Consider the following 25,403-nt stretch of genomic DNA (forward strand, 5'->3'; position numbering starts at 1 on the left):
CCGGCACCCTCACACGGGCAGCGCGACGACCCCGAGCTCGGCGTCGGAGGCCAGCAGCGGGTGCTGCGGCAGCACCCGCACCGTGTAGCCGAACGCGCCGGCGTGGCTCAGCGCCACGTCGCCGTCGAAGCGGAACCGGCCGCCGCCGTAGGTCTCGGCGAGCACCAGCTCGGCCCGGTGGGAGTCGATGATGGCGTCCTCGGCGTCGGCGCGGCCGTGCACCAGCTGCACCGTCACGTCGGCGGGGTCCAGCTCGCCCAGCGACACGAACGCCCGGGTCGAGAGCACCGCGCCGACCTCCGGCGAGTCGCCCACCCCGCTGCTCTCGACGTGCTCGACGCGCACCGCGGGCCACGCCCCCAGCACCCGGCGCTTCCAGGCGGCCAGGTCGACGGCGCCCGCGTAGTCGCTGTTGAGCTCGCGGGCGTGGCCGGTGGCCGGGGCGTAGAGCTCGCGCACGTAGTCGCGCACCATCCGGGTCGCCAGCACCTTGGGCCCCAGCGAGCGCAGCGTGTGGCGCAGCATCTCGACCCACCCGGTCGGCACGCCGGCGTCGTCGACGTCGTAGAAGCGCGGGGCGACCTGGTTCTCGAGGAGGTCGTAGAGCGCGGTGGCCTCGAGGTCGTCGCGGCGGTCGGGGTCGTCGAGCCCGTCGGCCGAGGGGATCGCCCAGCCGTTGCCGCCGTCGTACCACTCGTCCCACCAGCCGTCGAGGATGGAGAGGTTGAGCCCGCCGTTGAGGGCCGCCTTCATGCCCGAGGTGCCGCACGCCTCGTAGGGGCGCAGCGGGTTGTTGAGCCACACGTCGCAGCCCGGGTAGAGCGGCTGTGCCATCGCGATGTCGTAGTTGGGCAGGAAGACGATCCGGTGGCGCACCTCGGGGTCGTCGGCGAAGCGCACCATCTCCTGGATCAGCCGCTTGCCGCCGTCGTCGGCGGGGTGGGACTTGCCGGCGATCACCAGCTGCACGGGCCGCTCGGGGTCGAGCAGCAGCCGCTTGAGGCGGGCGGGGTCGCGCAGCATCAGCGTCAGCCGCTTGTACGACGGCACCCGCCGCGCGAAGCCGATGGTCAGCACGTCGGGGTCGAGCGCGGAGTCGATCCAGCCGAGCTCGGCGGGCGCGGCGCCCCGCTCGACCCACGAGCGGGACAGGCGGGCGCGGGCGTCGTCGACCAGGCGCTGGCGCAGCTCGCGCTTGACCGCCCAGATCCGGCCGGCGTCGACCTCGTCGGCGGCGGCCAGGAACGCGCCGGCGTCGTCGGAGTCCGGGTCGACGCCCTCGGCCAGGCCGAAGACCTCGCGGGCCACCCAGGTCGGGGCGTGCACGCCGTTGGTGATCGAGGTGATCGGCACCTCGGCCTCGTCGAAGGCCGGCCACAGGCCGCGGAACATCCCGCGGGAGACGTGGCCGTGCAGCTCGGAGACGCCGTTGGCGCGCTGGGCCAGGCGGAAGCCCATCACCGCCATGTTGAAGACCGCGCCGTCGCCACCGTCGTAGTCCTCGGCGCCGAGCGCCAGGATGCGCTCCAGGGGGACTCCCGGGGTCGCGCCGCCCTCGCTGAAGTACTGCTCGACCAGGGTGCGCTCGAAGCGGTCGATGCCCGCGGGCACCGGGGTGTGGGTGGTGAAGACGGTCGAGGCGCGCCCGATCTCGAGCGCGGTGTCGAAGTCGAGACCGGGGCCGTCGGCGGCCGCGGTCAGCTCGCGGATGCGCTCCAGGCCCAGGAAGCCCGCGTGGCCCTCGTTGGTGTGGAAGACCTCGGGCTCGGGGTGGCCGGTCAGGCGCGAGAAGACCCGCAGCGCGCGCACGCCACCGACGCCGAGCAGCAGCTCCTGGCGCAGACGGTGCTCGGAGGTGCCGCCGTACAGGCGGTCGGTGACGTCGACGTAGTGCTCGGGGTTGCCCTCGACCTCGGTGTCGAGCATCAGCAGCGGCACCCGCCCGACCGAGGCGACCCAGATGCGGGCGACCAGGTCGGGCCCGCCCGGCATCGCGATGGCGATCGTGGCCGGCGTGCCGTTCTCCTCGCGCAGCAGCGAGATCGGCAGCTCGTCGGGGTCCAGGACGGGGTAGGTCTCCTGCTGCCAGCCCTCGCGCGAGAGCGACTGGCGGAAGTAGCCGTGGCGGTAGAGCAGCCCGACGCCGATGATCGGCACGCCCAGGTCGCTGGCGGCCTTGAGGTGGTCGCCGGCCAGGATGCCCAGGCCGCCGGAGTACTGCGGCAGCACCGCGGTGATGCCGAACTCGGGCGAGAAGTAGCCGATGGCGCGCGGGGCGGCGCCGCCGGCCGGGCCGGCGAGGGTGCCGGCGGCGGTGCGCTGCTGGTACCACCGCTCCCCCTCGACGTAGGCCGCCAGGTCGGCGCGGGCGGCGTCGAGCCGGGCCACGAACGCCTCGTCGGCGGCCAGCTCCTCGAGCCGGTCGGCACCCACGGAGGCCAGCAGCCGCACCGGGTCGTGGCCGGTGGACTCCCACAGCGCGGCGTCGACGGTGGCGAAGACGTCCTGGGTCGGGGGGTGCCACGACCAGCGCAGGTTGCCCGCGAGCTCGCTGAGGGCGCCCAGGCGGGCGGGGAGGACAGGGCGGACGGTGAATCGTCGGATGGCGCGCACCCGCTGACGCTAGCGGCTGTGTGGAACGATCCAAAAGGCTTCAGAAGATTTCTTTGAGGTCACGAACCTGTCACATAGTCAGGTTTTAGGCCGTTTCGGCGGCCGGGCGCATAACCGCTCACGGCGCCCGCCGTTGAGAGGCCATGACCCTTGACCCCGTGCGCAGCCGCCGCCGCAGGACGGCGGCGCTGGCCCTGGTGACCGCCACCCTGGTCCCCGGCCTCGCGCAGCTCCCCGCCCTCGCCACCAGCACCGCCGCCGCTCCCGCGCCCCTCGGCGCCGACGACGTCACCACGCTCGCCGACTCGGTGCCCGGCCTCTCCGACCTCGATGCGCGCGGCAGCGTGCTGCCGAGCCTGGCCCAGCGCCGGGTCGCCGAGGACCTGGGCGCGATCAGCCTGCGCTGGAACGACTTCGGCACCCCCGCCTCGATCCTGCCGACCGGCGGCGTGCTCGCGAAGGCGGCCTTCCCCGGCGCCGGCGCCGCGAACGCCGAGAAGTCCGCCCGCGCCTGGCTCGAGGCCAACGCCGCGGTCTTCGGGCTCGACGCCTCGCAGATGCGGGGCCTCGAGCTGGTCAACGCCCAGGAGCTCGCCGCCTACGACGGCGCCCCGCACCCCGGGTACGCCGTGCTGCTGCGCCAGCGCTTCGGCGACCTGACCCCCGCCCTGGGCTCGATGGTCACCGTGGGCGTCGCCCGCGGCGAGATCGCCTACGTCTCCTCCTCGCTGGTGCGCGCCGAGGCCGACCTCGACGCCTCGTCGGCCACGCTGAGCCCGCTGCAGGGCTGGCTGGCCGCGGCCCGCAACGTCGGTCGCGACCTGGGCGCCGGCACGGTGGGCGACATCGTCAGCAGCGTCACCGACGACTGGACAATGCTCACGGTGCCGGGCTTCGCCCAGCCCCAGCAGGTCCGCCTGCGGGCGTTGGCCAAGGCCGACGGCTCGGTGCGCCCGGTCCTGGAGGCCAACGTGGTCGACAGCGGCGCCGGGGAGGCCTTCGCCTACACGCTGCTGGTCGACGCGGTGAGCGGCGAGGTGTTGCACCGCGAGAACAAGGTCGAGCACGACCAGGTCAACGACGTCTTCACCGGCGCCTTCACCGGCGACCAGTGCGGGCCCGTGCACGACTTCGAGCTGGCCGACGACAAGACCCGCACCATCAACGCGCTGGGCCTGAGCACGCCGGCCGACGACATCACCGTCAAGATCTTCGGTCCCGGCAAGGAGCTGCTCCTGACCCAGGACCTGCTCACCAGCCCCGAGCTGGCGACGTACTCCTCGGACGATCTGGCAGCCGGCATCTACGGCGTCCAGGTCTGCCCCTTCGACTCCGCCTCCGCGGTGAGCGGCACCTACTCGCTGCTGCTGACGACCAGCGACCAGGGCGCGCCCTCCACCGGCGGCGAGCTGTTCTCGCCGAGGTGGCGCTACTTCACCGCGAACCCGTCGATGAGCTCGGTCGACGACGAGTCGACCCCCAGGAACTCGGTGATCGGCTGCTGGGTCGCCGGGCCCGGCTGCACGCTGCCCTCCGGCCCGTTCAAGAACGTCGCCTCGACCTACCCCTGGGACGCGCTGGACGCCACCGGCGCCACCACCGCGACCACGGTCGGCAACAACGCCAACACCCACGAGGCGTGGGCCAGCCCCCTGACCCCCGGCGGGCTGTTCCAGGCCCCGGTCTCCCCCACCCGGGAGTACACGGGCGAGTTCACCGACGCGTGGAACAACTCCAAGTGCGACCCGGCGCAGCTGGTCCCCGGCGGCAACGACATCGAGTTCTCGACGCAGAACCTCTTCGTCTCCCACAACCGGATGCACGACTACAGCTACTACCTGGGCTTCACCGAGTCGAACTACAACCTGCAGCTCGAGAACTTCGGGCGCGGCGGGGTCGAGGGCGACCAGGAGGTCGGCAACGTGCAGGCCGGCGCCCTCAGCGGCGGCCAGCCCACGTACCTGGGTCGTGACAACGCCAACCAGATCACCCTGCAGGACGGCGTGCCGGGCATCACCAACCAGTACCTCTTCCAGCCGATCGCCGGCGCCTTCTACGCCCCGTGCACCGACGGCGGGCTCGACATGGGCATCGTGGGACACGAGTACACCCACGCCATCAGCAACCGGATGGTCGCCGGGCCCGACGAGGGCCTGACCTCCGCCCAGGGCGGCGCGATGGGCGAGTCGTGGGGCGACCTGGTCGCCGCGGAGTACCAGTTCAGCCACGGCTACGACAACGGCGGCAACATCTGGGCCGTCGGCGTCTACGCCACCGGCAACAAGCGCACCGCCATCCGCGACTACGCCATCAACCGCAACCCGCTGAACTTCAGCAACGTCGGCTTCGACACGACCGGCCAGCAGGTGCACGCCGACGGCGAGATCTGGAGCGGCACCCAGTGGTCGGTGCGACAGGCGCTGGTCAAGAAGCACGACCGCCGGTTCCCGTACGCCGACGAGGGCCTGCAGCTGCGGTGCGCCCAGGCCACCGACGACGCCAGCCCGCTGGCCCCGCAGGTCTGCCCCGGCAACCGCCGCTGGGTGCAGCTGATGTTCGACGCCTTCCTGCTCCAGCAGGGCGCCACCTCGATGCTCGACGCCCGCGACGCGATGCTCGCCGCCGACCGGATGCGCTTCGGCGGCGAGGACGTCAAGCTGATGTGGAAGGCCTTCGCACAGCGCGGCATGGGCAAGGACGCCTCCACCCCCGACGCCGACTCCGAGCACGTCAAGGGCGGCTTCGCCTCCCCCAAGCAGCGCAACGGCAAGGTCACCTTCAAGGCCTCGCGCGGCGCCGGCAAGATCTACGTGGGCGACTACCAGGCCCGGGTGACCCCCGTGGCCGACACCTCGCCGAAGACGAAGCTCGACGCCACCGTCCAGATGGTCCCCGGCAGGTACCGGATGCTCTACACCTCCGGCAAGGGCGGCTTCAAGCGGTTCACCCTGCGCGTCAAGGCCGGCCAGAGCAGGACGGTGCGCCTGACCAAGCAGAAGAACCTGGCCGCGGCCGCCAACGGCGCGACGGTCATCGACGCGACCGAGGGCTCGCTCAACACCGCCCACCTCATCGACGGCAAGGAGGCGACCAACTGGGGCGCGGTCACCGAGACCAACGTCGACGAGTCGAAGCCGTTCGTCTCCGTCGACCTGGCCAAGGGCACGCACACGATCCGTCGGGTGCAGGTCAGCGCGCTGCTGACCCCCGCCCCCGCCACGGACGAGACGATCCCGCTCGCCACCGACGAGGACCCGGCCTCCGGCTCGCGCTTCACCGCGCTGCGCCGCTTCGCCATCGAGGTCTGCACCAGCGGCTGCGACTCGGCCAAGGCGTCGTGGAAGCGGATCTTCACCTCGAAGGCCAACGCCTTCCCGGCCGGTCGTCCCCGCCCCGTCGCGCCCGACCAGACGCTGCGCTCCTTCAAGGTGCCGGCCAGCCGCGCCGCCGCGGTGCGCCTGGTGACCCTGGAGAACCAGTGCACCGGCACCCCGGGCTACGCCGGTGAGCAGGACAACGACCCGCTCAACGACACCGACTGCGCCACGGCCTCCGACCGCGGCACGATCGTGCACGCCTCCGAGCTGCAGGTCTACGCCCGCTGACCCACCCGCACCACGCACCACCGCCGTTGGTCGAGCAGCGAGGGCCGAAGGCTCGGGCGACGCCGAGACCCCGCAACCACCCGGCGTACGACGAGTGGGCAGCTCACCGGGTCTCGGCGACGCTCGTCGCTGGCGCTCCTCACTGCTCGACCAACGGAGGTTGATGACCTCTCCCCGGCGTACGGCGAGCGCGGCCCTCACCGGGTCTCAGCGACGCTCCTCGCTGGCGCTCGTCACTGCTCGACCAACGAGGGGCGGAGGCCTCTCACCCTGGTGGCGGCTTGCAGGTGGGGGCGCTGGCCGGAAGGGTGGAGCCCATGGTCGGACGCATCCCTGTCATGGACGTCAGCCCGCTGGTCGACCTCGGTCGCCAGCCGGCGAAGGCGACCGTCGGTGAACCCTTTCCCGTCGCCGCCACCGTGTTCCGCGAGGGCCACGACAAGCTGTCGGCCGAGGTGGTGCTGACCGGGCCCGACGGCCGACGCGCCGCGCCGGTGCGGATGGAGAAGCTCCCGGACCCTCCCGACCGCTACCGCGCCTGGGTGACCCCCGACGCCGAGGGCGCCTGGACCTTCGAGGTGCAGGCCTGGTCGGACCCGTTGGCCACCTGGCAGCACGACGCGGGGCTGAAGATCCCCGCCGGGGTCGACGTGGAGCTGATGTTCACCGAGGGCCGGCTGCTGCTCGAGCGGGTGCTGGCCGACCTGCCGGCCACCGACCCCGGTCGCGAGGTGCTGCGACCCGCGATCACCGCTGCGCAGGACACCGAGCGTCCCGCCGAGGCCCGGCTGGCGGCGCTGCAGGACCCCGCGCTGCTCGAGGTGCTGCACGCCCACCCGATCCGCGAGCTGGTCAGCGTCGAGGGCCCGTTCCCGGCGTACGCCGACCGCGAGCGCGCGCTCTTCGGCAGCTGGTACGAGTTCTTCCCGCGCTCGGAGGGCGCGACCCGCGACGAGGCCACCGGCAAGGTCACCAGCGGCACCCTGCGCACCGCCGCGAAGCGGCTCGACGCGGTGGCCGAGATGGGCTTCGACGTCATCTACCTGCCGCCGATCCACCCGATCGGCGAGGTCAACCGCAAGGGCCCCAACAACACCCTGACCCCCGGCCCCGACGACACCGGCTCCCCGTGGGCGATCGGGTCGAAGGACGGCGGCCACGACGCCATCCACCCCGACCTGGGCGACTTCGACGACTTCGACGCGTTCGTCGCGCGCGCCGGCGAGCTGGGCCTGGAGGTCGCGCTCGACCTGGCCCTGCAGGCCGCGCCCGACCACCCGTGGGTCACCGAGCACCCCGACTTCTTCACCACCCGCGCCGACGGCTCGATCGCCTACGCCGAGAACCCGCCGAAGAAGTACCAGGACATCTACCCGATCAACTTCGACAACGACCCCGAGGGCATCCGCCGCGAGGTGCTGCGCATCGTGCGGCTGTGGATGTCGCACGGCGTGCGGATCTTCCGGGTCGACAACCCGCACACCAAGCCGGTGGCGTTCTGGGAGTGGCTGCTCGAGGAGGTGCGCCGCACCGATCCCGACGTGATCTTCCTGGCCGAGGCCTTCACCCGCCCGGCGATGATGCGCGGCCTCGGCGCGGTCGGCTACCACCAGAGCTACACCTACTTCACGTGGCGCACGGCCAAGTGGGAGCTCGAGGAGTACCTCACCGAGCTCGCCACCGAGACCGACCACATGATGCGACCCAACTTCTTCGTCAACACCCCCGACATCCTGCACTCCTACCTGCAGTACGGCGGCCCCGCGGCGTTCAAGATCCGCGCGGTCCTGGCGGCCACCGGCTCGCCCACCTGGGGCGTGTACGCCGGCTACGAGCTGTTCGAGCACGTGGCGGTCAAGCCGGGCAGCGAGGAGTACCTGGACTCGGAGAAGTACCAGGTCCGGGTGCGCGACTGGGAGGGCGCCGAGGCTGAGGGCCGCACCCTCGCGCCGTACCTGACCCGGCTCAACCACCTGCGCCGCCAGCACCGCGCGCTGCAGCTGCTGCGCACCGTGGTGGTCCACCACAGCGACGACGAGAACGTGCTGGTCTTCAGCAAGCAGGCGGTGGCCGGCGACCCCAGCAGCGACACTGTGATCGTCGTGGTCAACCTCGACCCGCACGCCACCCGTGAGACCACCGTGCACATCGACCTGCCCAGCCTGGGCATGGACTGGGGCGACTCCTACGTCGTCCACGACGAGATCTCCGGCGAGGCCTGGAGCTGGAGCCAGCACAACTACGTACGACTCGACCCCCACCACGAACCCGCTCACGTGCTGAGCGTCAGGAGGACCGCGTGAACGACGCCCAGCCCGGCCAGGGCGCCCAGGTCACCCACCTCGACGGGCCGCCCCTGGGCGACGACCCGGTCGTCGACGGCCACACCGACTCCGGCGTCGACGCGGACCACGCCGCCCACGCGACGCCCGACTGGTTCAAGTCGGCGGTCTTCTACGAGGTCCTGGTCCGCTCCTTCCGCGACTCCAACGGCGACGGCACCGGCGACTTCAAGGGCCTGGTCGAGAAGCTCGACTACCTGGAGTGGCTCGGCGTCGACTGCCTGTGGGTGCCGCCGTTCTTCCCCAGCCCGCTGCGCGACGGCGGGTACGACGTGGCCGACTACACCGGGGTGCTCCCGGCCATCGGCACGATGGAGGACTTCCACTACTTCCTCGACGCCGCCCACGACCGCGGCATCCGCGTGATCATCGACTTCGTCATGAACCACACCAGCGACCAGCACCCGTGGTTCCAGGCCAGCCGCTCCGACCCCGACGGCCCGTACGGCGACTTCTACGTCTGGTCCGACACCGACGAGCTCTACCAGGACGCGCGGATCATCTTCGTCGACACCGAGCCGTCGAACTGGACCTGGGACCCGGTGCGCCAGCAGTACTACTGGCACCGGTTCTTCCACCACCAGCCCGACCTGAACTTCGACAACCCCGCTGTGCACGACGCGATGATCGAGGCGATGAAGGTCTGGCTCGACATGGGCCTCGACGGCTTCCGGCTCGACGCGGTGCCCTACCTCTACGAGCGCCCCGGCACCGACGGCGAGAACCTGCCCGAGACCCACGACTTCCTCAGGAAGGTGCGCCGCATCGTCGACGAGGAGTACCCCGGGCGGGTGCTGCTCTGCGAGGCCAACCAGTGGCCGCAGGACGTCGTGGAGTACTTCGGCGACTTCGAGTCCGGCGGCGACGAGTGCCACATGGCCTTCCACTTCCCGGTCATGCCGCGCATCTTCATGGCGGTGCGCCGCGAGTCGCGCTACCCGATCTCGGAGATCCTCGAGCAGACCCCGGCGATCCCGCACAACTGCCAGTGGGGCATCTTCCTGCGCAACCACGACGAGCTGACGCTCGAGATGGTCACCGACGAGGACCGCGACTACATGTGGTCGGAGTACGCCAAGGACCCGCGGATGAAGGCCAACATCGGCATCCGCCGGCGCCTGGCCCCGCTGCTCGACAACGACACCAACCAGATCGAGCTGTTCAACGCGCTGCTGCTGAGCCTGCCCGGCTCCCCCGTCCTCTACTACGGCGACGAGATCGGGATGGGCGACAACATCTGGCTGGGCGACCGCGACGGGGTCCGCACCCCGATGCAGTGGACCTCCGACCGCAACGCGGGCTTCTCCTCGGCCAACCCCGGCCGGCTCGACCTGCCGGTGGTCCAGGACGCGATCTACGGCTACGAGTCGGTCAACGTCGAGGCGCAGATGGAGAACCCCTCCTCGCTGCTGCACTGGACCCGCCGGATGCTGCAGGCCCGCCGCCACCACCCGGCGTTCGGGCTCGGGGAGTTCCACGACCTCGGCGGCTCGAACTCCACGGTGCTCTCCTACGTACGCACCCACACCGACGAGGACGGCCACGAGGACGTCATCCTCTGCGTCAACAACCTCTCGCGGTTCCCGCAGCCGGTCGAGCTCGACCTGCGGCGCTTCGAGGGCCGGCGCCCGATCGAGATCATCGGCGGCGTGCCGTTCCCCGAGATCGGCGAGCTGCCCTACCTGCTCACCCTGGCCGGCTACGGCTTCTACTGGTTCCGGCTGACCACGCCCGAGCACCACGAGGAGGGCCAGCTGCTGTGAACGACCAGACGACCGACCCGATGGACGCCCCGATGGACGCCCCGACGAGCACCCCCGACCCCGAGGTCTTCGTCGACTACCTGGGCCGCACCCGCTGGTTCGGCGGCAAGGGCCGGCCCTTCGCCGTCACCGGCGTACGCCGCGTGGGCACGGTGCCCGGCTCGGTGCCGGGCGGTCCCGTGGTGCTGCTGTGCCTGGCCGAGGTGACCTACGACGACGTGGGTGACGACGCCGACGACAAGGTCGAGCACTACCAGGTGCCGCTGGCGCTCTACCCCGAGCCGCAGCAGCGGCTCGAGCACGCGCTGGTCGCCACCTGGGACGACCCGGGTGCCGGGCGGGTGCACGGCTACGACGCGCTGCACGACCGCGAGGCGATGGCCTGCTGGCTGCGCTCCTTCGACCGCGCGGGCGGTGAGCCGGGCGGCAACCTGGTCGACGAGGCCAGCTCGCTGGCCTTCCACCGGCTGCCGGGCCACGACCTCGACCTGGAGTCGCACTCGACGCTGTTCTCGGGCGAGCAGTCGAACTCGTCGGTGGCCTTCGGCGAGGACGCCCTGATGAAGGTCTTCCGCAAGGTCACGCCGGGGGTCAACCCCGACGTGCAGGTCCACGAGGTGCTGAGCCGGGTCGGCTCCCCCGACGTGGCCGCGCTCTACGGCTGGCTCGACTGGGTCGACCCCGAGCAGCGGGCCGGCGACCGGCACGACGCCGACGACCCGGCCGACACCGGCGGCGGGGTGATGCAGCTGGCGATGCTCCAGCAGTTCCTGCGCACCGCCTCCGACGGCTGGGACCTGGCGCTGTCCAGCGTGCGCGACCTGTTCCGCCAGCCCGAGCTGCACGCCTCCGAGGCCGGCGGCGACTTCGCCGGCGAGGCGACCCGGCTCGGGCGCACCCTGCGCGAGGTGCACCTGCTGATGGCCGAGCACTTCCCCACAGCGACGGTGCGGGGCGCCGACCTGGCCGACACCATGGCCGGGCGGCTGCCCGCTGCCCTTGCGGCCGCGCCGGGCCTCGAGGAGCACCGCGCGTCGCTCGAGGCGCTCTTCGCCCGGGTCCGCGAGCTCGGCGAGGTGCCGGTGACCCGCATCCACGGCGACCTGCACCTGGGCCAGACCCTGCGCACCGCGCTGGGCTGGAAGGTCGTCGACTTCGAGGGCGAGCCCGCCAAGCCGCTCGCCGAGCGGCTGCTGCCCGACTCCCCCTGGCGCGACGTCGCCGGGATGCTGCGCTCCTTCGACTACGCCCCGCGCGTGGTCGAGCGCACCTGGGCCGAGGACGACCCCGACGGCGCCGACGTCCGCGCCCTCAAGGCCGCCGAGTGGGCCAACCGCAGCAAGAACCACTTCCTGTACGCCTACGCCGACGGCGACATCGGCGACGAGCAGCGGACCCTGCTCGACGCCTACGTCGCCGACAAGGCCGTCTACGAGACCGTCTACGAGACCCGCAACCGGCCGACCTGGGTGGACATCCCGCTCCAGGCCGTCGCCGAGATCGGAGCACCATGACCCCGCAGCAGCCCGTCCAGACCACCCCGAAGCCGGTCGACCGCGCCGAGCTCGACCAGCTCGTGCGCGGCGAGCACGGCCACCCGCACGCCGTCCTCGGCCCGCACCCGCACCAGGGCGCGGTCACCGTGCGCGTGCTGCGCCCGCTGGCCTCCTCGGTCACCGTGTGCGGCGAGTGGGGCGAGACGCCGCTCGACCACGAGCACGAGGGCGTGTGGGTCGGCGTGCTGCCGGTCGCCGAGGTGCCGGCGTACTCGCTGTCGGTCAGCTACGAGGGCGAGCCGTGGGACTCCGACGACCCCTACCGGTTCCTGCCCACGCTGGGCGAGATGGACCTGCACCTGATCAACGAGGGCCGCCACGAGCAGCTGTGGACCGTCCTCGGCGCCCACGTGCACCACTACGACGCAGCCGGCGGGACCGTCTCCGGCACCTCGTTCGCGGTGTGGGCGCCCTCCGCGCGCGGGGTGCGGGTCAAGGCCGACTTCAACTCCTGGGACGGGCGCGAGCACCCGATGCGCCAGCTCGGCACCTCGGGGGTCTGGGAGCTGTTCGTGCCCGAGGCCGGGACCGGGACGTCGTACAAGTTCGCGGTGCTGGGCCCCGACGGGCAGTGGCGCGACAAGGCCGACCCGATGGCCTCCTGGGCGGAGAAGCCGGCCAGCACCGCCTCGCGCGTCTTCGAGTCCTCCTACACCTGGGGCGACGAGGAGTGGATGGCCGCGCGGGCCGACAAGGCCGCGGTGCAGGCGCCGATGAGCGTCTACGAGGTGCACCTGGCCTCGTGGAAGAAGAACTACGACCAGTCGATGTGGTCGTGGGAGCAGATGGCCGAGGACCTGGTCGCCTACGTCGTCGACCTCGGCTTCACCCACGTCGAGATGATGCCGGTGATGCAGCACCCCTTCGGCGGCTCGTGGGGCTACCACGTGACGTCGTACTTCGCCCCCGACGCCCGCTTCGGCGACCCCGACGGCTTCCGGCTGCTCGTCGACCGGCTGCACCAGGCCGGCGTCGGCGTCATCCTCGACTGGGTGCCCGGCCACTTCGCCACCGACGAGTGGGCGCTGGCCCGCTTCGACGGCACCCCCCTCTACGAGGACCCCAACCCGCAGCGCGGCTGGCACAAGGAGTGGGGCAGCCACATCTTCAACTTCGGGCGCCGCGAGGTGCGCAACTTCCTCTACGCCAACGCCATCTACTGGTGCGAGGAGTTCCACGCCGACGGTCTGCGCGTCGACGGCGTGGCCTCGATGCTCTACCTCGACTACTCGCGCGAGGAGGGCGAGTGGACCCCCAACATCCACGGCGGGCGCGAGAACCTCGAGGCCGTGCAGTTCCTGCAGGAGATGAACGCCACCGTCTACCGGCGGGTGCCCGGCGTGGTCACCATCGCCGAGGAGTCGACGTCGTGGCCGGGTGTGACCCGCCCGACCGAGCACGACGGGCTGGGCTTCGGGTTCAAGTGGAACATGGGCTGGATGAACGACTCGCTGGCCTACCTGGCCAACGACCCGGTGCACCGCTCCTACCACCACGGCGAGATGACCTTCTCGCTGGTCTACGCCTTCTCCGAGAACTACGTGCTGCCGATCAGCCACGACGAGGTCGTGCACGGCAAGGGCTCGCTGCTGCGCAAGATGCCGGGCGACCGCTGGCAGCAGCTGGCCAACCTGCGCGCCTACCTCGGCTTCATGTGGGCCCACCCGGGCAAGCAGCTGCTGTTCATGGGCGTCGAGCTGGGCCAGGAGTCGGAGTGGGCCGAGGCCCGCGAGCTCGACTGGTGGCTGCTCGACCACCCCGAGCACCGCGGCGTGCACAGCCTGGTGCGCGACCTCAACAGCACGTACGCCGACTCGGCGGCGCTGTGGGCGCGCGACAGCTCCCCCGAGGGCTTCATGTGGCTCGACGGCAACGACGCCGGGCGCAACACCTTCTCGTTCGTGCGCCGCGCCCCGGGCGAGCCCGACCTGGTGTGCGTCTCGAACTTCTCCGCCGTGCCGTACCACGGCTACCGGCTCGCGCTGCCGGCCACCGGCGAGTGGGACGAGGTGCTCAACACCGACGCCGAGACCTACACCGGCTCGGGGGTGGGCAACTACGGCTCGGTGACCGCGGTCGCCGGTGAGCACGCCGGCCAGCCGGCGCACGCCGACATCTCGGTGCCGCCGCTGGCCACGGTGTGGTTCCGGGCGCGGTCCTGAGCGCGCGGCTGGGCACGGGGCCGGGCGCGGGGCGGGGCTGGCAGCGGCTGGCTAGGGTGGCGGCGTGACCGACGAGCACCCCACACTCACCGACGGCACGGTCACCCTGCGGCCGGCGGCCCCGGCCGACCACCCGATGTCGCCCCACGACGATGCGGCGCTGCTGTTCTCGGTCGTCGTCGACGACGAGACCGTCGGCAGCCTCGGCGTGGTGCGCAAGGACGCCACCACCGTCTGGCTCGAGGGTGGCCTCGACGACGCCCACCGGGGCCACGGCTACGCCACCCGTGCCCTGCGGGTGCTGGTCGACTGGTCGCTGACCGCCGAGCACGAGGGCGGGCTGGGAGCCACCCGCGTCGAGTCGCGCATCCCCGTCGACGCCGAGGGCGCCCTGCGCGCCGCGACCCGGGCGGGGCTGCGCCGCGAGGGCGTCGAGCGGGTGGTGCCGGGCGAGAGCACGACCGAGGGGTACGTCGTGCTGGCACGACTGGCCACCGACCCGCCGCTGAGCGACCCCGGGGCGTTCCGGGCGCTGCTCAACTCCTTCCTGCCCCGCAAGCGCGCCATCAGCCAGATGCTGGTGCGCGACCGCGACGGCCGGGTGCTGATGTGCCAGCTGACCTACAAGCAGGACTGGGACCTGCCCGGCGGCGTGGTCGAGGTCGGCGAGTCGCCGCAGCTGGCGGTGGCCCGCGAGGTCACCGAGGAGCTGGCTCTCGAGATCCCCGCCGGCCGGCTGCTGCTCACCGACTGGCTGCCCACGTGGGGCGGCTGGGACGACGCCATCTGCCTGGTCTTCGACGGGGGCGAGCACGACGCCTCGATCACCGAGCAGATCGTCGAGCAGGCCCGCGAGATCCGCAGCGCCCGCTTCTGCACCATGGACGAGGTCCACGAGCACGCGGCCGAGTTCACCGCCCGACGGGTCGCGGCCGCGCTCGCCAACCTCGACGGCGAGGCCGCGGCGTACACCGAGAGCGGCCGCAGCCACCCCTGACCCGGCCCATACTTCCCGCCGAGCCGGCCCATACTTCCCGCCGAGCCGGCCCGAACTTCCCGCTGGACGAACCGGGCCGGGTCAGTGCGAAGTTTGCGCCGGGTCAGTGCGAAGTTCGGGCCGGGTCAGCGGCGGGCGCGGTGCTGCAGCCAGCGGCGCAGGGCCAGGGCGGGAAGGCGCGAGGAGCGCCCGCGCAGCGGGACGACCACGGCGTCGAGGCGGCGCCGGTCGGGGTAGAGCAGCGTGGAGGGGCTCGAGGAGTCCTCCACCGCACCCGAGTCGATCCACCCGAGCGCCGGGTCGTCGTGGAAGTCCTCCAGCACCGCCACCTCCAGCTGCAGGCCCGGGGAGCTCGACGAGTAGGCCTCGTCGAAGGCCGTCTTGACGTGGAAGGCACCGCCGCCTCTGACCAGCACGCACAGCGAGGCGACGACCGTCTCGCCGCCGCGCAGCTCCCACAGCTGGGCGCGCCCGGCGGCGCAGGCCTCCACGAAGGTCTCGGTGAACGCCGTCCCCCGGGCCGACGAGGCCGCCACGGCCGTGCCCGCCTCGCCCTTCCAGCCACCGGCCTCGAGCTCCAGGAAGCGACCCAGCGCAGCCTGCGGGTCCACGCCGCTGCGGTCGACGAGCGACACCTCAGCACCGAGCTGGCGCTCGAGCCGTCGACGGGTGCGACCGAGCTTGCGGCGCCGCGAGGAGCTCAGCCGACCGTCGAGGTACGTCGCCTCCGCGCGGCGGTGCACCACCGGACGCTCCGTCGAGGCCAGCACCACGGCGTCGGCACGGCGGCTGAGCGCCGCATCGAGCGAGGAGCGCACCACCCCGTCGCCGGGCAGCTGCTCGAAGGAGAGCCAGCCGGTCGTGCCCGACGCCAGCCGGCCCAGCGCGCTCGCCCAGGTCGCCTCGGGGTCGGGGCTGTCGAGCAGCGGGGTCTCGAGGAAGCAGTCGTCGTGGCCCCAGGCGCGGTAGGTCGGCACCGGCACGCGGCGGTAGCCGCGCGAGCGCAGCAGCGGCAGCGCCAGCTCGAGCCGGCCGGCGCGCTCGACGACGAGCAGCTCGGCGCCGGCGCCGTCGGGCAGGTGCCGTGCGGCGGCCAGCACCGGCCCGGCCTCGACGTACGGGTTCGGCTCGACGGCGCGGGCGGCGAGGGCGTCCCACGCGTCGCGCAGCGGCGGGTCGACCTCGCGCAGCGGCACCAGGCGGGCGTGGCGGCGCGCCGGCTCAGTCATGGCTCCCCCGGCGCCGGCCCCGCTCGCGCAGTGCCGCCAGCAACGGCCCGGGGTCGCGCAGGTCGGCGTGCGGGTGCACGGCCCCCGGCGCGTGCGCCAGGGTGGAGGCCAGGTCGCGCAGGAGGCCGCCGCGCCGCTCTCGCCGGGCCCGCGACACGTCCTCGAAGAACGACTGGAACCGCACTCCCACCCGTCCGGGAGCGACCGGGGCGACGTCGTCGCCGAGCGCCGCGCGCGCCCACAGGTCGGGCAGGGGTACGCCGCTGCCGACGGCCAGCGCGAGGCTGCCGTAGAAGCGGCCGTTGAGGTCGATCAGCCGAGGCGGTCCGTCCGGCGCCGACATGAACTGCAGGTTGGCCAGGCCCCACCAACCCATCTCGTCGAGCAGCCGGCGCACCCCGTCGAGCAGCTCGGGGTCGACGGGCACGGTGACGGCGCGGCAGCTGGTGAGGCGGCTGGAGAGCCGTGGGCTCCACTGCTGCGCCGCCCCGAGCAGCCGGCCCTGCTGGTCGACCACGACGCTGAGGGCCGAGAGCCGCCCGTCGACGACCTCCTGCAGCAGCGGCCCCCCACCGGCGGCGGCCATCTGGTCGGCGACCTGCCTGGCCTCGTCGCGCCCCGCGCAGACGCGGGCCATCAGGTGCCGGGCGCTGCCGCCGGCGGCGGGGTCCCAGTGCAGCCGGGCCTTGACCACCACCGGGCCGTCGACCGACGCCAGCGAGGCGGGCGTCGCGACCTCGGTGTGCGGCACGGCCAGCCCGACGCGTCCGGCCGCCTCGACCAGGGCCAGCTTGTCGATGGCGCGCACCACGTCGGCGTGTGCGGCGTACGGCACGACGCAGCCGATCTCGTGGCGACGGGCCGAGAGCAGGAGCACCTCGATGTCGTCGGCACCGAAGACCACGTGGTAGCCGTGCTCGGCCACCAGCGCCGCGACGGTGGCGACGAACGCGTCCGGGTCGTGCTCGGGCGCCGGCACGGAGAAGTCCCGGTGCACGGCCCGGGACCGGGCCAGCTGACCGTGGGCGGAGGCCACCCCGACCTCCCAGCCGGCGGCGTGCAGCGAGCGCGCCGCGGCCAGCACGTGCACCCCGCCGCTGTGCACGACGAGGGCACGACGAGGCGCCTGGCCGGTCGCCGAGGCCCGGCCGGAGGAGTGGAGCACCGGGACATCCTGCCAGCCGGCAGCCCGCCCACCACCACCGTGGGCAGGGGGCGCAGGTGGAGATACGGGCCGGGTCAGCGCGAGATCCGGGCCGGGTCAGCGCGAGATCCGGGCCGGGTCAGCAGGTCGCGGGCCAGCATCGTGGCGCCCACCACCGCGGCGGGCATCACGACCACGGCGCCCAGCGGCACCAGGAAGCACGCCTGCGTGGCGACCCCGAAGCCCAGCACCCGGCCGGGGTGGGCGCGCAGGAGCTCGCGCCGGGCGGCGCGGTCCATCCCCCGGGCCGCCAGCGGCCGCGAGAGCAGCTCACCGGCCAGCAGCCGCCCGGAGACCACGAGGCCGACGCCGGCGCCGACGACGGCACCGACGACCGGCAGCAGCCCGACCGCGAAGACGCCCACCGCCGTCACCAGGCCCAGCAGCACCAGCACCGCCGAGTCGCCCAGCGAGCGCCAGGCCGAGGACCCCTCGTCGGGGACCGGCCCGCCCAGCATCGTCTCGGTGGCGACCCAGATCCGCTCGTAGAACGGGTCGCCGACCGTCAGCGTCACCGCGGTGAAGGTGACCGAGGTCAGCACCAGGAAGCCGACGACCACCAGCAGGGCCAGCCCCAGCCGCAGCAGCCCGCGCAGCACCTCCGCCCACCCGTCGGCGAACGGGGTCGCCCACGCCACCAGGTCGCCGAGGTTGACCAGCAGCCCCACCAGGGCCGCCAGGACCGCGAGCAGCACCAGCAGCGCCGGCACGATCCCCAGCAGCATCAGCCGCGGGCGCCGCCGCCACATGCCCAGGCCGGCGCCGACGTACGCCGCCCCGGCGAGCAGGCCCACCGGCTCAGAAGAGCGCGGAGGCGAGGTTGCCGCGCCCGCGCAGCACCCGCTCATCGTCGTTGCCGACGGCCGCGAAGAGGCCCAGCAGGTGCTCGCGCGCCTTGGTGCGGTCGTCGCCGCTGGTGCGCCGCACCAGGTCGACGAGCCGGTTGAAGGCGTCCTCGACGTGCCCGCCGGCCAGGTCGAGGTCGGCGCAGAGCGTCTGCGCCTCGACGTCGTCGGGGTCGGCCGCCGCGGCCGCGCGAGCCGCGTGGAGGTCGACGCCCTGGGTGCGCTGCATGACCTTGGCGATCGCCAGGCCGGCGACGGCCTCGGCGTCGGCGGGGTTGGCGTCGACGAGCTTCTGGTACTCCGCGACCGCGGCGTCGATGTCGCCCGACCCGAGGGCGTCCTGGGCGGCGGCGTAGCGCGGGTCGACCTGCTCGGTCTCCTCCTCGTCACCCGCCGGGGCACCCGCCCGCGGCTGGTGCCGCCCGGTCATCCCCTGCGCGGTGAGCTGCTGGACGACCTGGGTGAGCGCGCCGCGCAGCTCCTCGAGCGGCACGACGTCCTGCAGCAGCGGCGCGGGGCGGCCCTCGAGGACGGCCACGACGTAGGGCAGCGACTGCACCTGCACGGCCTGGGCGATCTGCGGGGAGGTGTCGACGTCGACGAGACCGACCAGGAAGCGGCCGTCGAACTCGTCGGCCAGGGAGGCCAGGTCGTCGGCCATCTGGCCGCTCTCGGGCAGCTGGGTGCGTGAGTAGAAGGCCAGCAGCACCGGCGCGGTCATCGACGACTCGATGGTGGTCTGGAAGTTCTGCTCGTCGACCTGCACGGCGTAGGCGCCGCTGCCGCCGGCGCCTCCCGGGGCACCACCGGCGGCGGGCGCGCCGGGCGCACCGGGCGCTCCGGGGGCGGCCGGGGGCGCCTGGGCAGGGCGCTTCAGCGCGGAGAGGTCGATCGCACCGGGACGGGAGAACGGCTGCTGCGTCATGTCCCCCATGCTAGGGATCCTCGCGCGCGTCGCGAGGACCGGTCCGGCCCATGTCTCGACGCGGGGCCCGCGAGGGCGCAGTCTCGTAGGCATGCTCCGCGTGCGGGTCCTCGGAGAGCGCAGCGCCGTCGACGACGCGACCGGCGAGGTGCTCACCCGTTCGGCGCGCTCGATCGCGCTGGTCGCCTACCTGGCGCTGCACCGGGGCACCCCCCAGCCCCGGGTCCGGATCGCCGAGGCGTTCTGGCCCGACTCGGCCCAGCAGCAGTCGCTGACCAACCTGCGCCGCGAGCTGCACCAGCTGCGGCGGCTGCCCGGCGCGGGCGAGGCCGTGGTGGTGAGCGGCACCGACCTGACGTGGACGGGCGAGGGTGACGTGGTCGTCGACCTCGTGGAGCACCTCACGGCGCGGGACCGGGCGCTCGTCCACGCGACGGACGGCCCGGGCGCCCTGCTGGAGCACGGCGAGCTCGCGCTGGCGGCGTACGGCGGCGACCTGCTGCCGGGCCTGTACGACGAGTGGGTGCTCGCCCAGCGCGCGAGCCTGGTCGAGGGCGCCCGCGAGCTGTGCGGCGCGCTGGCCGTGGCCGCGGGGGCCGCGCAGCGCTGGGACCTGGCCGTGCGCGCGGCCCGCCGCCGGGTCGCGCTGGACCCCCTCGACGAGACGGCGCACCGCGACCTGATGCGCCTGCAGGCCGCGCAGGGCGACCGGGCCGGGGCGCTGAGCACCTACCACCGCTGCGCCGACGTGCTCGAGGAGCAGCTGGGGGTGGCGCCCGACCCGGCCACCCGCGAGCTGCGCGACACCCTCGTGAGCGGGGACCGGGGGTCGACACCGCAGACGGTGCCCCGCTCGGCCGGGTCCCCGGCGCCGGCGGGGCCGGCGCCGGTGGGACCGGTGGGACCGGTGGGCCTGGTCGGCCGCGACCAGGAGCTGGCCTGGCTCGAGCGGGCCCTCGACGACGTCGAGCGCGGCGGCGTGCGCACCGTGCTGGTCAGTGGCGAGCCCGGGGTCGGCAAGACCCGGCTGGTCGCCGAGCTGGCCCACCGTGCCACCGCCGACGGCGCCTGCGTGGCGCTCGCCCAGTGCTACGCGGGTCTCGACCCGATGCCCCTGGCACCGGTCGTGCAGTGGCTCGGCGAGCCCGCGCTGGAGCGGTGGCTCGAGGCGCTGCCCGCCCGCTGGCGCGACGAGGTCGACCGGCTGCTGCCCGGCGGGGGCGCGGCCGCCGGGGGCGACACCCGCGGCGTGGTCGACACCTGGCGTCGCCACCACTTCTTCCGTGGCCTCGCCGAGGCCCTGCGACCACCCGGACGAGCGGTGGTGCTGGTCCTGGAGAACGCGCAGTGGTGCGACCTGGAGACCCTCGACCTGCTGGGGTTCCTGCGCAGCCTCGAGCCCCACTGGCCGCTCCTGCTGGTGCTCACCGCGCGCAGCGGCGACCCGACGGCCGACCGCGCCCTCGACGGGTGGGTACGCCGCGCCCGCGCGGTGGCCCCCCTGCGCGAGCTGGCGCTGCGGCCGCTGCCCCCCGCCGCCAGCGCCGACCTGCTGCGCCAGCTCTGCCCGCAGGCCGGCGACGAGCAGGCCCGGCTGCTCCACGACGTCACCGGGGGCTTCCCGCTCCACCTGGTCGAGGCGGTGCGCCGGGACCCGGGGCTGGCGCGGCTGCACGCCGCCTCCCCCGACCTGGCCGCGCTGCTGCGGGGCCGCTTCGACGACCTGGGCCCCGACTGCCGGGCCGTCGTCGAGCTGGCCTCCGCGGTGGGACGCGACTTCCCGCTCGACCTGCTGCGCGCGTCGTGCGAGCTGTCCGCCGAGGCGGTGGTCTCGGCCGTCGACGAGCTGTGGCGGCTGCGCATCCTCTCCGTCCACCGCGAGCGCTACGACTTCTCCCACGACCTGCTGCGCCAGGCGGCGTACGAGCAGCTGACGCCGGCGGCGCGCTGGCTCCTGCACCGCCGGCTCGCCGCCGGCCTCGAGGAGCTGCACGCCGGCGACCTCGACCCGGTGGCCGACCAGCTCGCCGACCAGTACGCCCGGGCGGGCTCGACGCAGCGCGCCTGCGAGCTCTACCAGCGTGCTGCCCTGCTGGCCGACTCCGTCTTCGCCCACGCCGACGCCGCCCGCCTGCACCGTCGCACGCTGCGGCTCCTGGCCGACCTGCCCACGGGCCCGGGCCGGGACCGGCGCGAGCTGCAGGCGCTGTCGGGGCTGGCGCGCGCGCTCAACGCCTCGCGGGGCTACTCCGACCCCGAGCTCGCCGCGACGCTGACCCGGGCGGTCGACCTGGGCGAGCGTGCCGGCCTGGTGGGCGCCACCATGGACGCCCTGGTGGGCCTGTGGGCGGCCCGCTTCGTGCAGGGCGACATCCCGCGCGCCCACGCGATCGCCCTGCGCGCCCTGGCCCTGAGCGAGGCCGCCGGCGACGCCGACCCGGCGGCCGACCTGCTGCGCTCGCAGGCCCACTTCGCCTGCGCCGGCTCGCTGCTCTCCCTGGGCGGCGCGGCGGACTCCCTGCAGCACTTCGACGGCGCCACCGCCCTCGCCGCCGACGAGGCGTCGCTGAGCATCGGCAGCCACCCCACGGTGCACGCCCACGCCTGGTCGGCCCACGCCCACTGGCTGCTCGGCGACCCGGCGACCGCGCGTCGGCACGCCGAGGAGGCGGTCGAGCGGGCCCGGGCCCTCGCCCACCCTTACAGCCTGGCCATCGCCCTGGGCTACGCCGCGCTCACCCAGCAGCTGCTCGACGACGCCGCCCGGCTCACCGCCTGCACCGACGAGCTGGCGGCCCTGAGCCGGCGGCACGGCTTCGCCTACTACGCCGACTGGGGCGAGGTGCTCGCCGGGTGGAGCGCCGACAGCAGCGCCGGGACGGCCCGGATGGAGCACGCGGTCGCCCGGCTGCGCCGGGCCGGGGCCTTCACCCGGATGCCGTACTGGCTCGAGCTGCTGGCCCAGCGCACCACCGACCCGGTCCGGGTGGTGGCGCTGCTCGACGCCGCCACCGTCAGTGCGCGCACCCACCACGACGTCTGGTGGCTCCCGGAGGTGCTGCGCCGCCGGGCCGCCCTGCTGCCCCCCTCGGCGGCGACGGCGATGCTCGAGCAGGCCGCGGCGCTGGCGCGCGACCACGGCAGCGTGACGCTGCTCCGACGCTGCTGCGACGACCTCGACACCGGCCGAACGCTGGCCGAACGCCCCGCTCCCTAGCGTCGGTCGGCGACGGGCAACGGCTCGTCCCACCACCGATCCAGGAGCCCTGACATGACCACGACCGCACCCACCAGTCCCGGCACCCACGCCGCGGGCCCCGTGCCCTGGGAGGAGCTGGCACCGCTGCTGCGCGGCCCGCTCGTGCTGCCCGGGGACGACGACTACGACGAGGCCCGCGCGGTCTACAACGGCATGATCGACCGGCGGCCGGCGGCGCTCGCGCGCTGCCGCGACACCGTCGACGTGGTGGCGGCGGTCGGCTTCGCCCGCGAGCACGGCCTCGACGTCGCCGTGCGCGGGGGCGGCCACAACGCCGGCGGCCTCGGGGTCTGGGACGACGCCCTGGTCGTCGACCTGTCGCTGATGCGCTCGGTGCGGGTCGACCCCACCGCGGCCACCGTGCGCGTCGACGGCGGCTGCACCTGGCAGGACGTCGACCACGCGACCGTGGGCTTCGGCCTGGCCACCCCCGCGGGGTTCCTCAGCTCCACCGGCGTCGGCGGCCTGACGCTGGGCGGCGGGGTCGGCTACCTGAGCCGTCGCTACGGCCTCACGGTCGACAACCTGCTCTCGGCCGACGTGGTGCTCGCCGACGGGCGCCTGGTGACCGCCGACGCCGAGCACCACCCCGACCTGTTCTGGGCGCTGCGCGGGGGCGGGGGCAACTTCGGTGTCGTCACCTCCTTCGAGTTCCGCTGCCACCCGGTCGGCGAGGGGGGCGTGGTGATCGGCGGCCCGGTCCTCTACGAAATCGGGGACACCAGCGAGGTGCTGCGCTGGTACCGCGAGCTGCTGCCCTCGCTGCCCGAGGAGCTCAGCGGCTGGTTCGGGGTGCTGACCATCCCGCCCGCCGCCCCCTTCCCTGAGGAGCTGTGGGGCCGCAAGGCGTGCGGCATCGTCTGGTGCTACACGGGTCCGCACGACCGCGCCGACGAGCTGCTCGACCCGGTCCGCTCCTTCGGCCGGCCGCTGGTCGTGGGCATGCACGAGATGCCCTTCAACGTGCTGCAGTCGGCCTTCAACGCCCTCTACCCCGCCGGGCTGCAGTGGTACTGGCGGGCGGACATGTACGAGTCCATCAGCGACGAGGCGGTCGACGTGCACAGCCGGTTCGGCGAGGCGCTGCCGACCGGGCACTCCACCATGCACCTCTACCCCATCGACGGCGCCGCCTCGCGGGTGGCGCAGGACGCCACGGCCTTCGCCTACCGCTCGGGCGGCTGGGCCGGGGTGATGGTCGGCGTCAGCCCCGACCCCGCCGACAACCCGGCGATGACCGAGTGGGCCAAGGGCTACTGGTCCGAGCTGCACCCGACCTCCGCCGGGGGCGCCTACGTCAACTTCATGATGGACGAGGGCGAGGACCGGGTGCGGGCCGCCTACCGCGGCAACTACGCCCGCCTGGTCCAGGTCAAGACGGCCTACGACCCGACCAACTTCTTCCACGTCAACCAGAACATCCGGCCCGCCTGAGCCGCGGGAGCCGCCGAGCCGTCGCGCCGGGCGTCGCTCAGGCGGCGCCCAGCGCCCGGACGCTCCACCCGGCGGCGCGCCAGGCGTCGGGGTCGAGGGCGCCCCGCGCGTCGACGACCGCACGCTGCGCCACGACCTCTCCCAGGCGCAGCGGGTCGAGCCCGCGGAACTGGTCCCACTCGGTCAGCAGCGCCACCACGCGGGCGCCCGCCGCGGCCTCGAGCGCGGAGTCGGCGTACTCGAGGTCGGGGTGGGTGCGGCGGGCGTTGTCGAGCGCCTGCGGGTCGACGACCACCACCTGGGCACCCTCGTCGTGCAGCCGCTGGGCCACCTCGAGCGCGGGGGCGTCGCGCACGTCGTCGGAGTGCGGCTTGAAGGCGGCGCCCAGCACACACACGCGGACCCCGCGCAGGTCGCCGCCGGCCTGCTCGCGGACCAGCTCGACGGTGCGCAGGCGACGACGCCGGTTGATGTCGTCGACCTCGCGCAGGAAGCGCACGCTGCGCCCGGTGCCGAGCTCCTCGGCGCGGTGCACGAAGGCCCGGATGTCCTTGGGCAGGCAGCCACCGCCGAAGCCCAGTCCGGGCTTGAGGAAGCGCCCGCCGATGCGGTCGTCGAGGGCGAGGGCCGCGGCGAGCTGGTGCACGTCGGCGCCGGAGGCCTCGCACACCTCGGCCATGGCGTTGATGAAGGAGATCTTGGTGGCCAGGAACGAGTTGGCCGCCCCCTTGACCAGCTCGGCGGTGGCCAGGTCGGTGACCACGCAGGGCACCTGCGCGGCGAGCAGCGGCGCGAAGACGGCCTCGAGGACGGCCCGGGCCGTCTCGGAGGCGACGCCCAGCACCAGGCGCGAGGGCCGCAGGGTGTCCTCGATCGCGTGGCCCTCGCGCAGGAACTCGGGGTTCCAGGCGAGCTCGGCCGCCGCACCCGCCGGCGCGAGCCGGGCGAGGAGGCCGGCGAGCCGCTGGGCGGTGCCGACCGGCACCGTCGACTTGCCCACGACCAGGCAGGGTCGCTCGAGGTGCGGGGCGAGCGCGGCGACCGCACCCTCGACCTGGGACAGGTCGGCGCCCATCGAGCCGGCCAGCTGGGGGGTGCCGGTGCACACGAAGTGCACCTCGCCGAAGGCCGCGACCTCCACGACGTCGTCGGTGAAGCGCAGGCGGCCCGAGTCGAGCGCCTTGCGCAGCATCTCGGGCAGGCCGGGCTCGTGGAAGGGGACCCGCCCGGCGGCCAGGGCGGCGAGCCGCTCGCCGTCGCGGTCGAGGGCCAGGACGTCGTGGCCGAGGACCGCCATGCAGATGGCGTGCGTCGCGCCCAGGTAGCCGGTGCCGATCACGGTGAGTCGCATGGACCCACCGTGGGCAGCGCGCCCGACACCCGCGCAGCGCCGCCGTGGAGGTGCGGTGAACGGCTGCGGAACGGTTGCGGGGCCCGGTCGCGCGCCGTTGCCGCAGCGTTCACCGGCG

General features: G+C 73.9%; 14 protein-coding genes. 8 read left to right on the forward strand and 6 right to left on the reverse strand.

Annotation, left to right across the window (positions count from 1 at the left end):
• Window positions 1-9: 9 nt before the first annotated feature.
• On the reverse strand, window positions 10-2,613 hold the full coding sequence (glgP, locus tag ABKW28_RS03075; protein WP_348606270.1) for an alpha-glucan family phosphorylase: 2,604 nt from the start codon (window positions 2,611-2,613) through the stop codon (window positions 10-12).
• A gap of 143 nt (window positions 2,614-2,756) precedes the next feature.
• On the opposite strand from glgP, the gene ABKW28_RS03080 reads away from it, so the two are divergent.
• From ABKW28_RS03080 to ABKW28_RS03105, 6 genes are all read left to right on the forward strand, one after another.
• The gene (locus ABKW28_RS03080) at window positions 2,757-6,218 is read left to right on the forward strand and encodes a M36 family metallopeptidase (RefSeq protein WP_348606272.1); all 3,462 of its coding nucleotides are present in this window, start codon (window positions 2,757-2,759) and stop codon (window positions 6,216-6,218) included.
• Window positions 6,219-6,535: 317 nt separating this feature from the next.
• Complete coding sequence (locus ABKW28_RS03085; RefSeq protein WP_348606274.1) at window positions 6,536-8,521, forward strand: alpha-1,4-glucan--maltose-1-phosphate maltosyltransferase; 1,986 nt, start codon at window positions 6,536-6,538, stop codon at window positions 8,519-8,521.
• Window positions 8,518-10,323 (forward strand): maltose alpha-D-glucosyltransferase, encoded by a 1,806-nt coding sequence (treS, locus tag ABKW28_RS03090; protein WP_348606275.1) that lies wholly within the window; start codon window positions 8,518-8,520, stop codon window positions 10,321-10,323. The genes ABKW28_RS03085 and treS overlap by 4 nt, the downstream gene beginning before the upstream one ends.
• Window positions 10,320-11,837, forward strand: a complete 1,518-nt coding sequence (locus tag ABKW28_RS03095; RefSeq protein ID WP_348606277.1) for a hypothetical protein — start codon at window positions 10,320-10,322, stop codon at window positions 11,835-11,837. The genes treS and ABKW28_RS03095 overlap by 4 nt, the downstream gene beginning before the upstream one ends.
• Complete coding sequence (gene glgB, locus ABKW28_RS03100; protein WP_348606279.1) at window positions 11,834-14,041, forward strand: 1,4-alpha-glucan branching protein GlgB; 2,208 nt, start codon at window positions 11,834-11,836, stop codon at window positions 14,039-14,041. The genes ABKW28_RS03095 and glgB overlap by 4 nt, the downstream gene beginning before the upstream one ends.
• A 64-nt stretch (window positions 14,042-14,105) precedes the next feature.
• Window positions 14,106-15,038, forward strand: coding sequence for an NUDIX hydrolase (locus ABKW28_RS03105; protein WP_348606281.1), 933 nt, complete (start codon window positions 14,106-14,108; stop codon window positions 15,036-15,038).
• 125 nt (window positions 15,039-15,163) lie between these two features.
• On the opposite strand, the gene ABKW28_RS03110 is transcribed toward ABKW28_RS03105, so the two are convergent.
• The 4 genes from ABKW28_RS03110 to ABKW28_RS03125 form a co-directional block, all read right to left on the reverse strand.
• Complete coding sequence (locus ABKW28_RS03110) at window positions 15,164-16,267, reverse strand: GNAT family N-acetyltransferase (RefSeq protein ID WP_348606283.1); 1,104 nt, start codon at window positions 16,265-16,267, stop codon at window positions 15,164-15,166.
• Window positions 16,260-17,432 carry an ATP-grasp domain-containing protein gene (locus ABKW28_RS03115; RefSeq protein ID WP_348606285.1) on the reverse strand — a complete coding sequence of 391 codons (1,173 nt, stop codon included), beginning with the start codon at window positions 17,430-17,432 and terminating at the stop codon, window positions 16,260-16,262. Before ABKW28_RS03115 ends, ABKW28_RS03110 begins: the two co-directional genes overlap by 8 nt.
• Window positions 17,433-17,506: 74 nt before the next feature.
• Window positions 17,507-18,265 (reverse strand): EI24 domain-containing protein, encoded by a 759-nt coding sequence (locus tag ABKW28_RS03120; protein WP_348606287.1) that lies wholly within the window; start codon window positions 18,263-18,265, stop codon window positions 17,507-17,509.
• A 4-nt stretch (window positions 18,266-18,269) separates the two neighbouring features.
• On the reverse strand, window positions 18,270-19,241 hold the full coding sequence (locus tag ABKW28_RS03125) for a tetratricopeptide repeat protein (RefSeq protein ID WP_193667465.1): 972 nt from the start codon (window positions 19,239-19,241) through the stop codon (window positions 18,270-18,272).
• A gap of 91 nt (window positions 19,242-19,332) precedes the next feature.
• Between ABKW28_RS03125 and ABKW28_RS03130 the strand changes: the two genes are divergently transcribed.
• Window positions 19,333-22,458 (forward strand): AAA family ATPase, encoded by a 3,126-nt coding sequence (locus tag ABKW28_RS03130; protein ID WP_348606289.1) that lies wholly within the window; start codon window positions 19,333-19,335, stop codon window positions 22,456-22,458.
• A 54-nt stretch (window positions 22,459-22,512) separates the two neighbouring features.
• Entirely contained in the window at window positions 22,513-23,934 is a 1,422-nt protein-coding gene (locus tag ABKW28_RS03135; RefSeq protein ID WP_348606291.1) for an FAD-binding oxidoreductase, read from the forward strand.
• 37 nt (window positions 23,935-23,971) lie between these two features.
• On the opposite strand, the gene ABKW28_RS03140 is transcribed toward ABKW28_RS03135, so the two are convergent.
• Window positions 23,972-25,285, reverse strand: coding sequence for a UDP-glucose/GDP-mannose dehydrogenase family protein (locus ABKW28_RS03140; protein WP_348606293.1), 1,314 nt, complete (start codon window positions 25,283-25,285; stop codon window positions 23,972-23,974).
• Window positions 25,286-25,403 lie beyond the last annotated feature (118 nt).

The organism is Nocardioides sp. 31GB23, from assembly GCF_040012395.1.
Classification (GTDB): Bacteria; Actinomycetota; Actinomycetes; order Propionibacteriales; family Nocardioidaceae; genus Nocardioides; species Nocardioides salarius.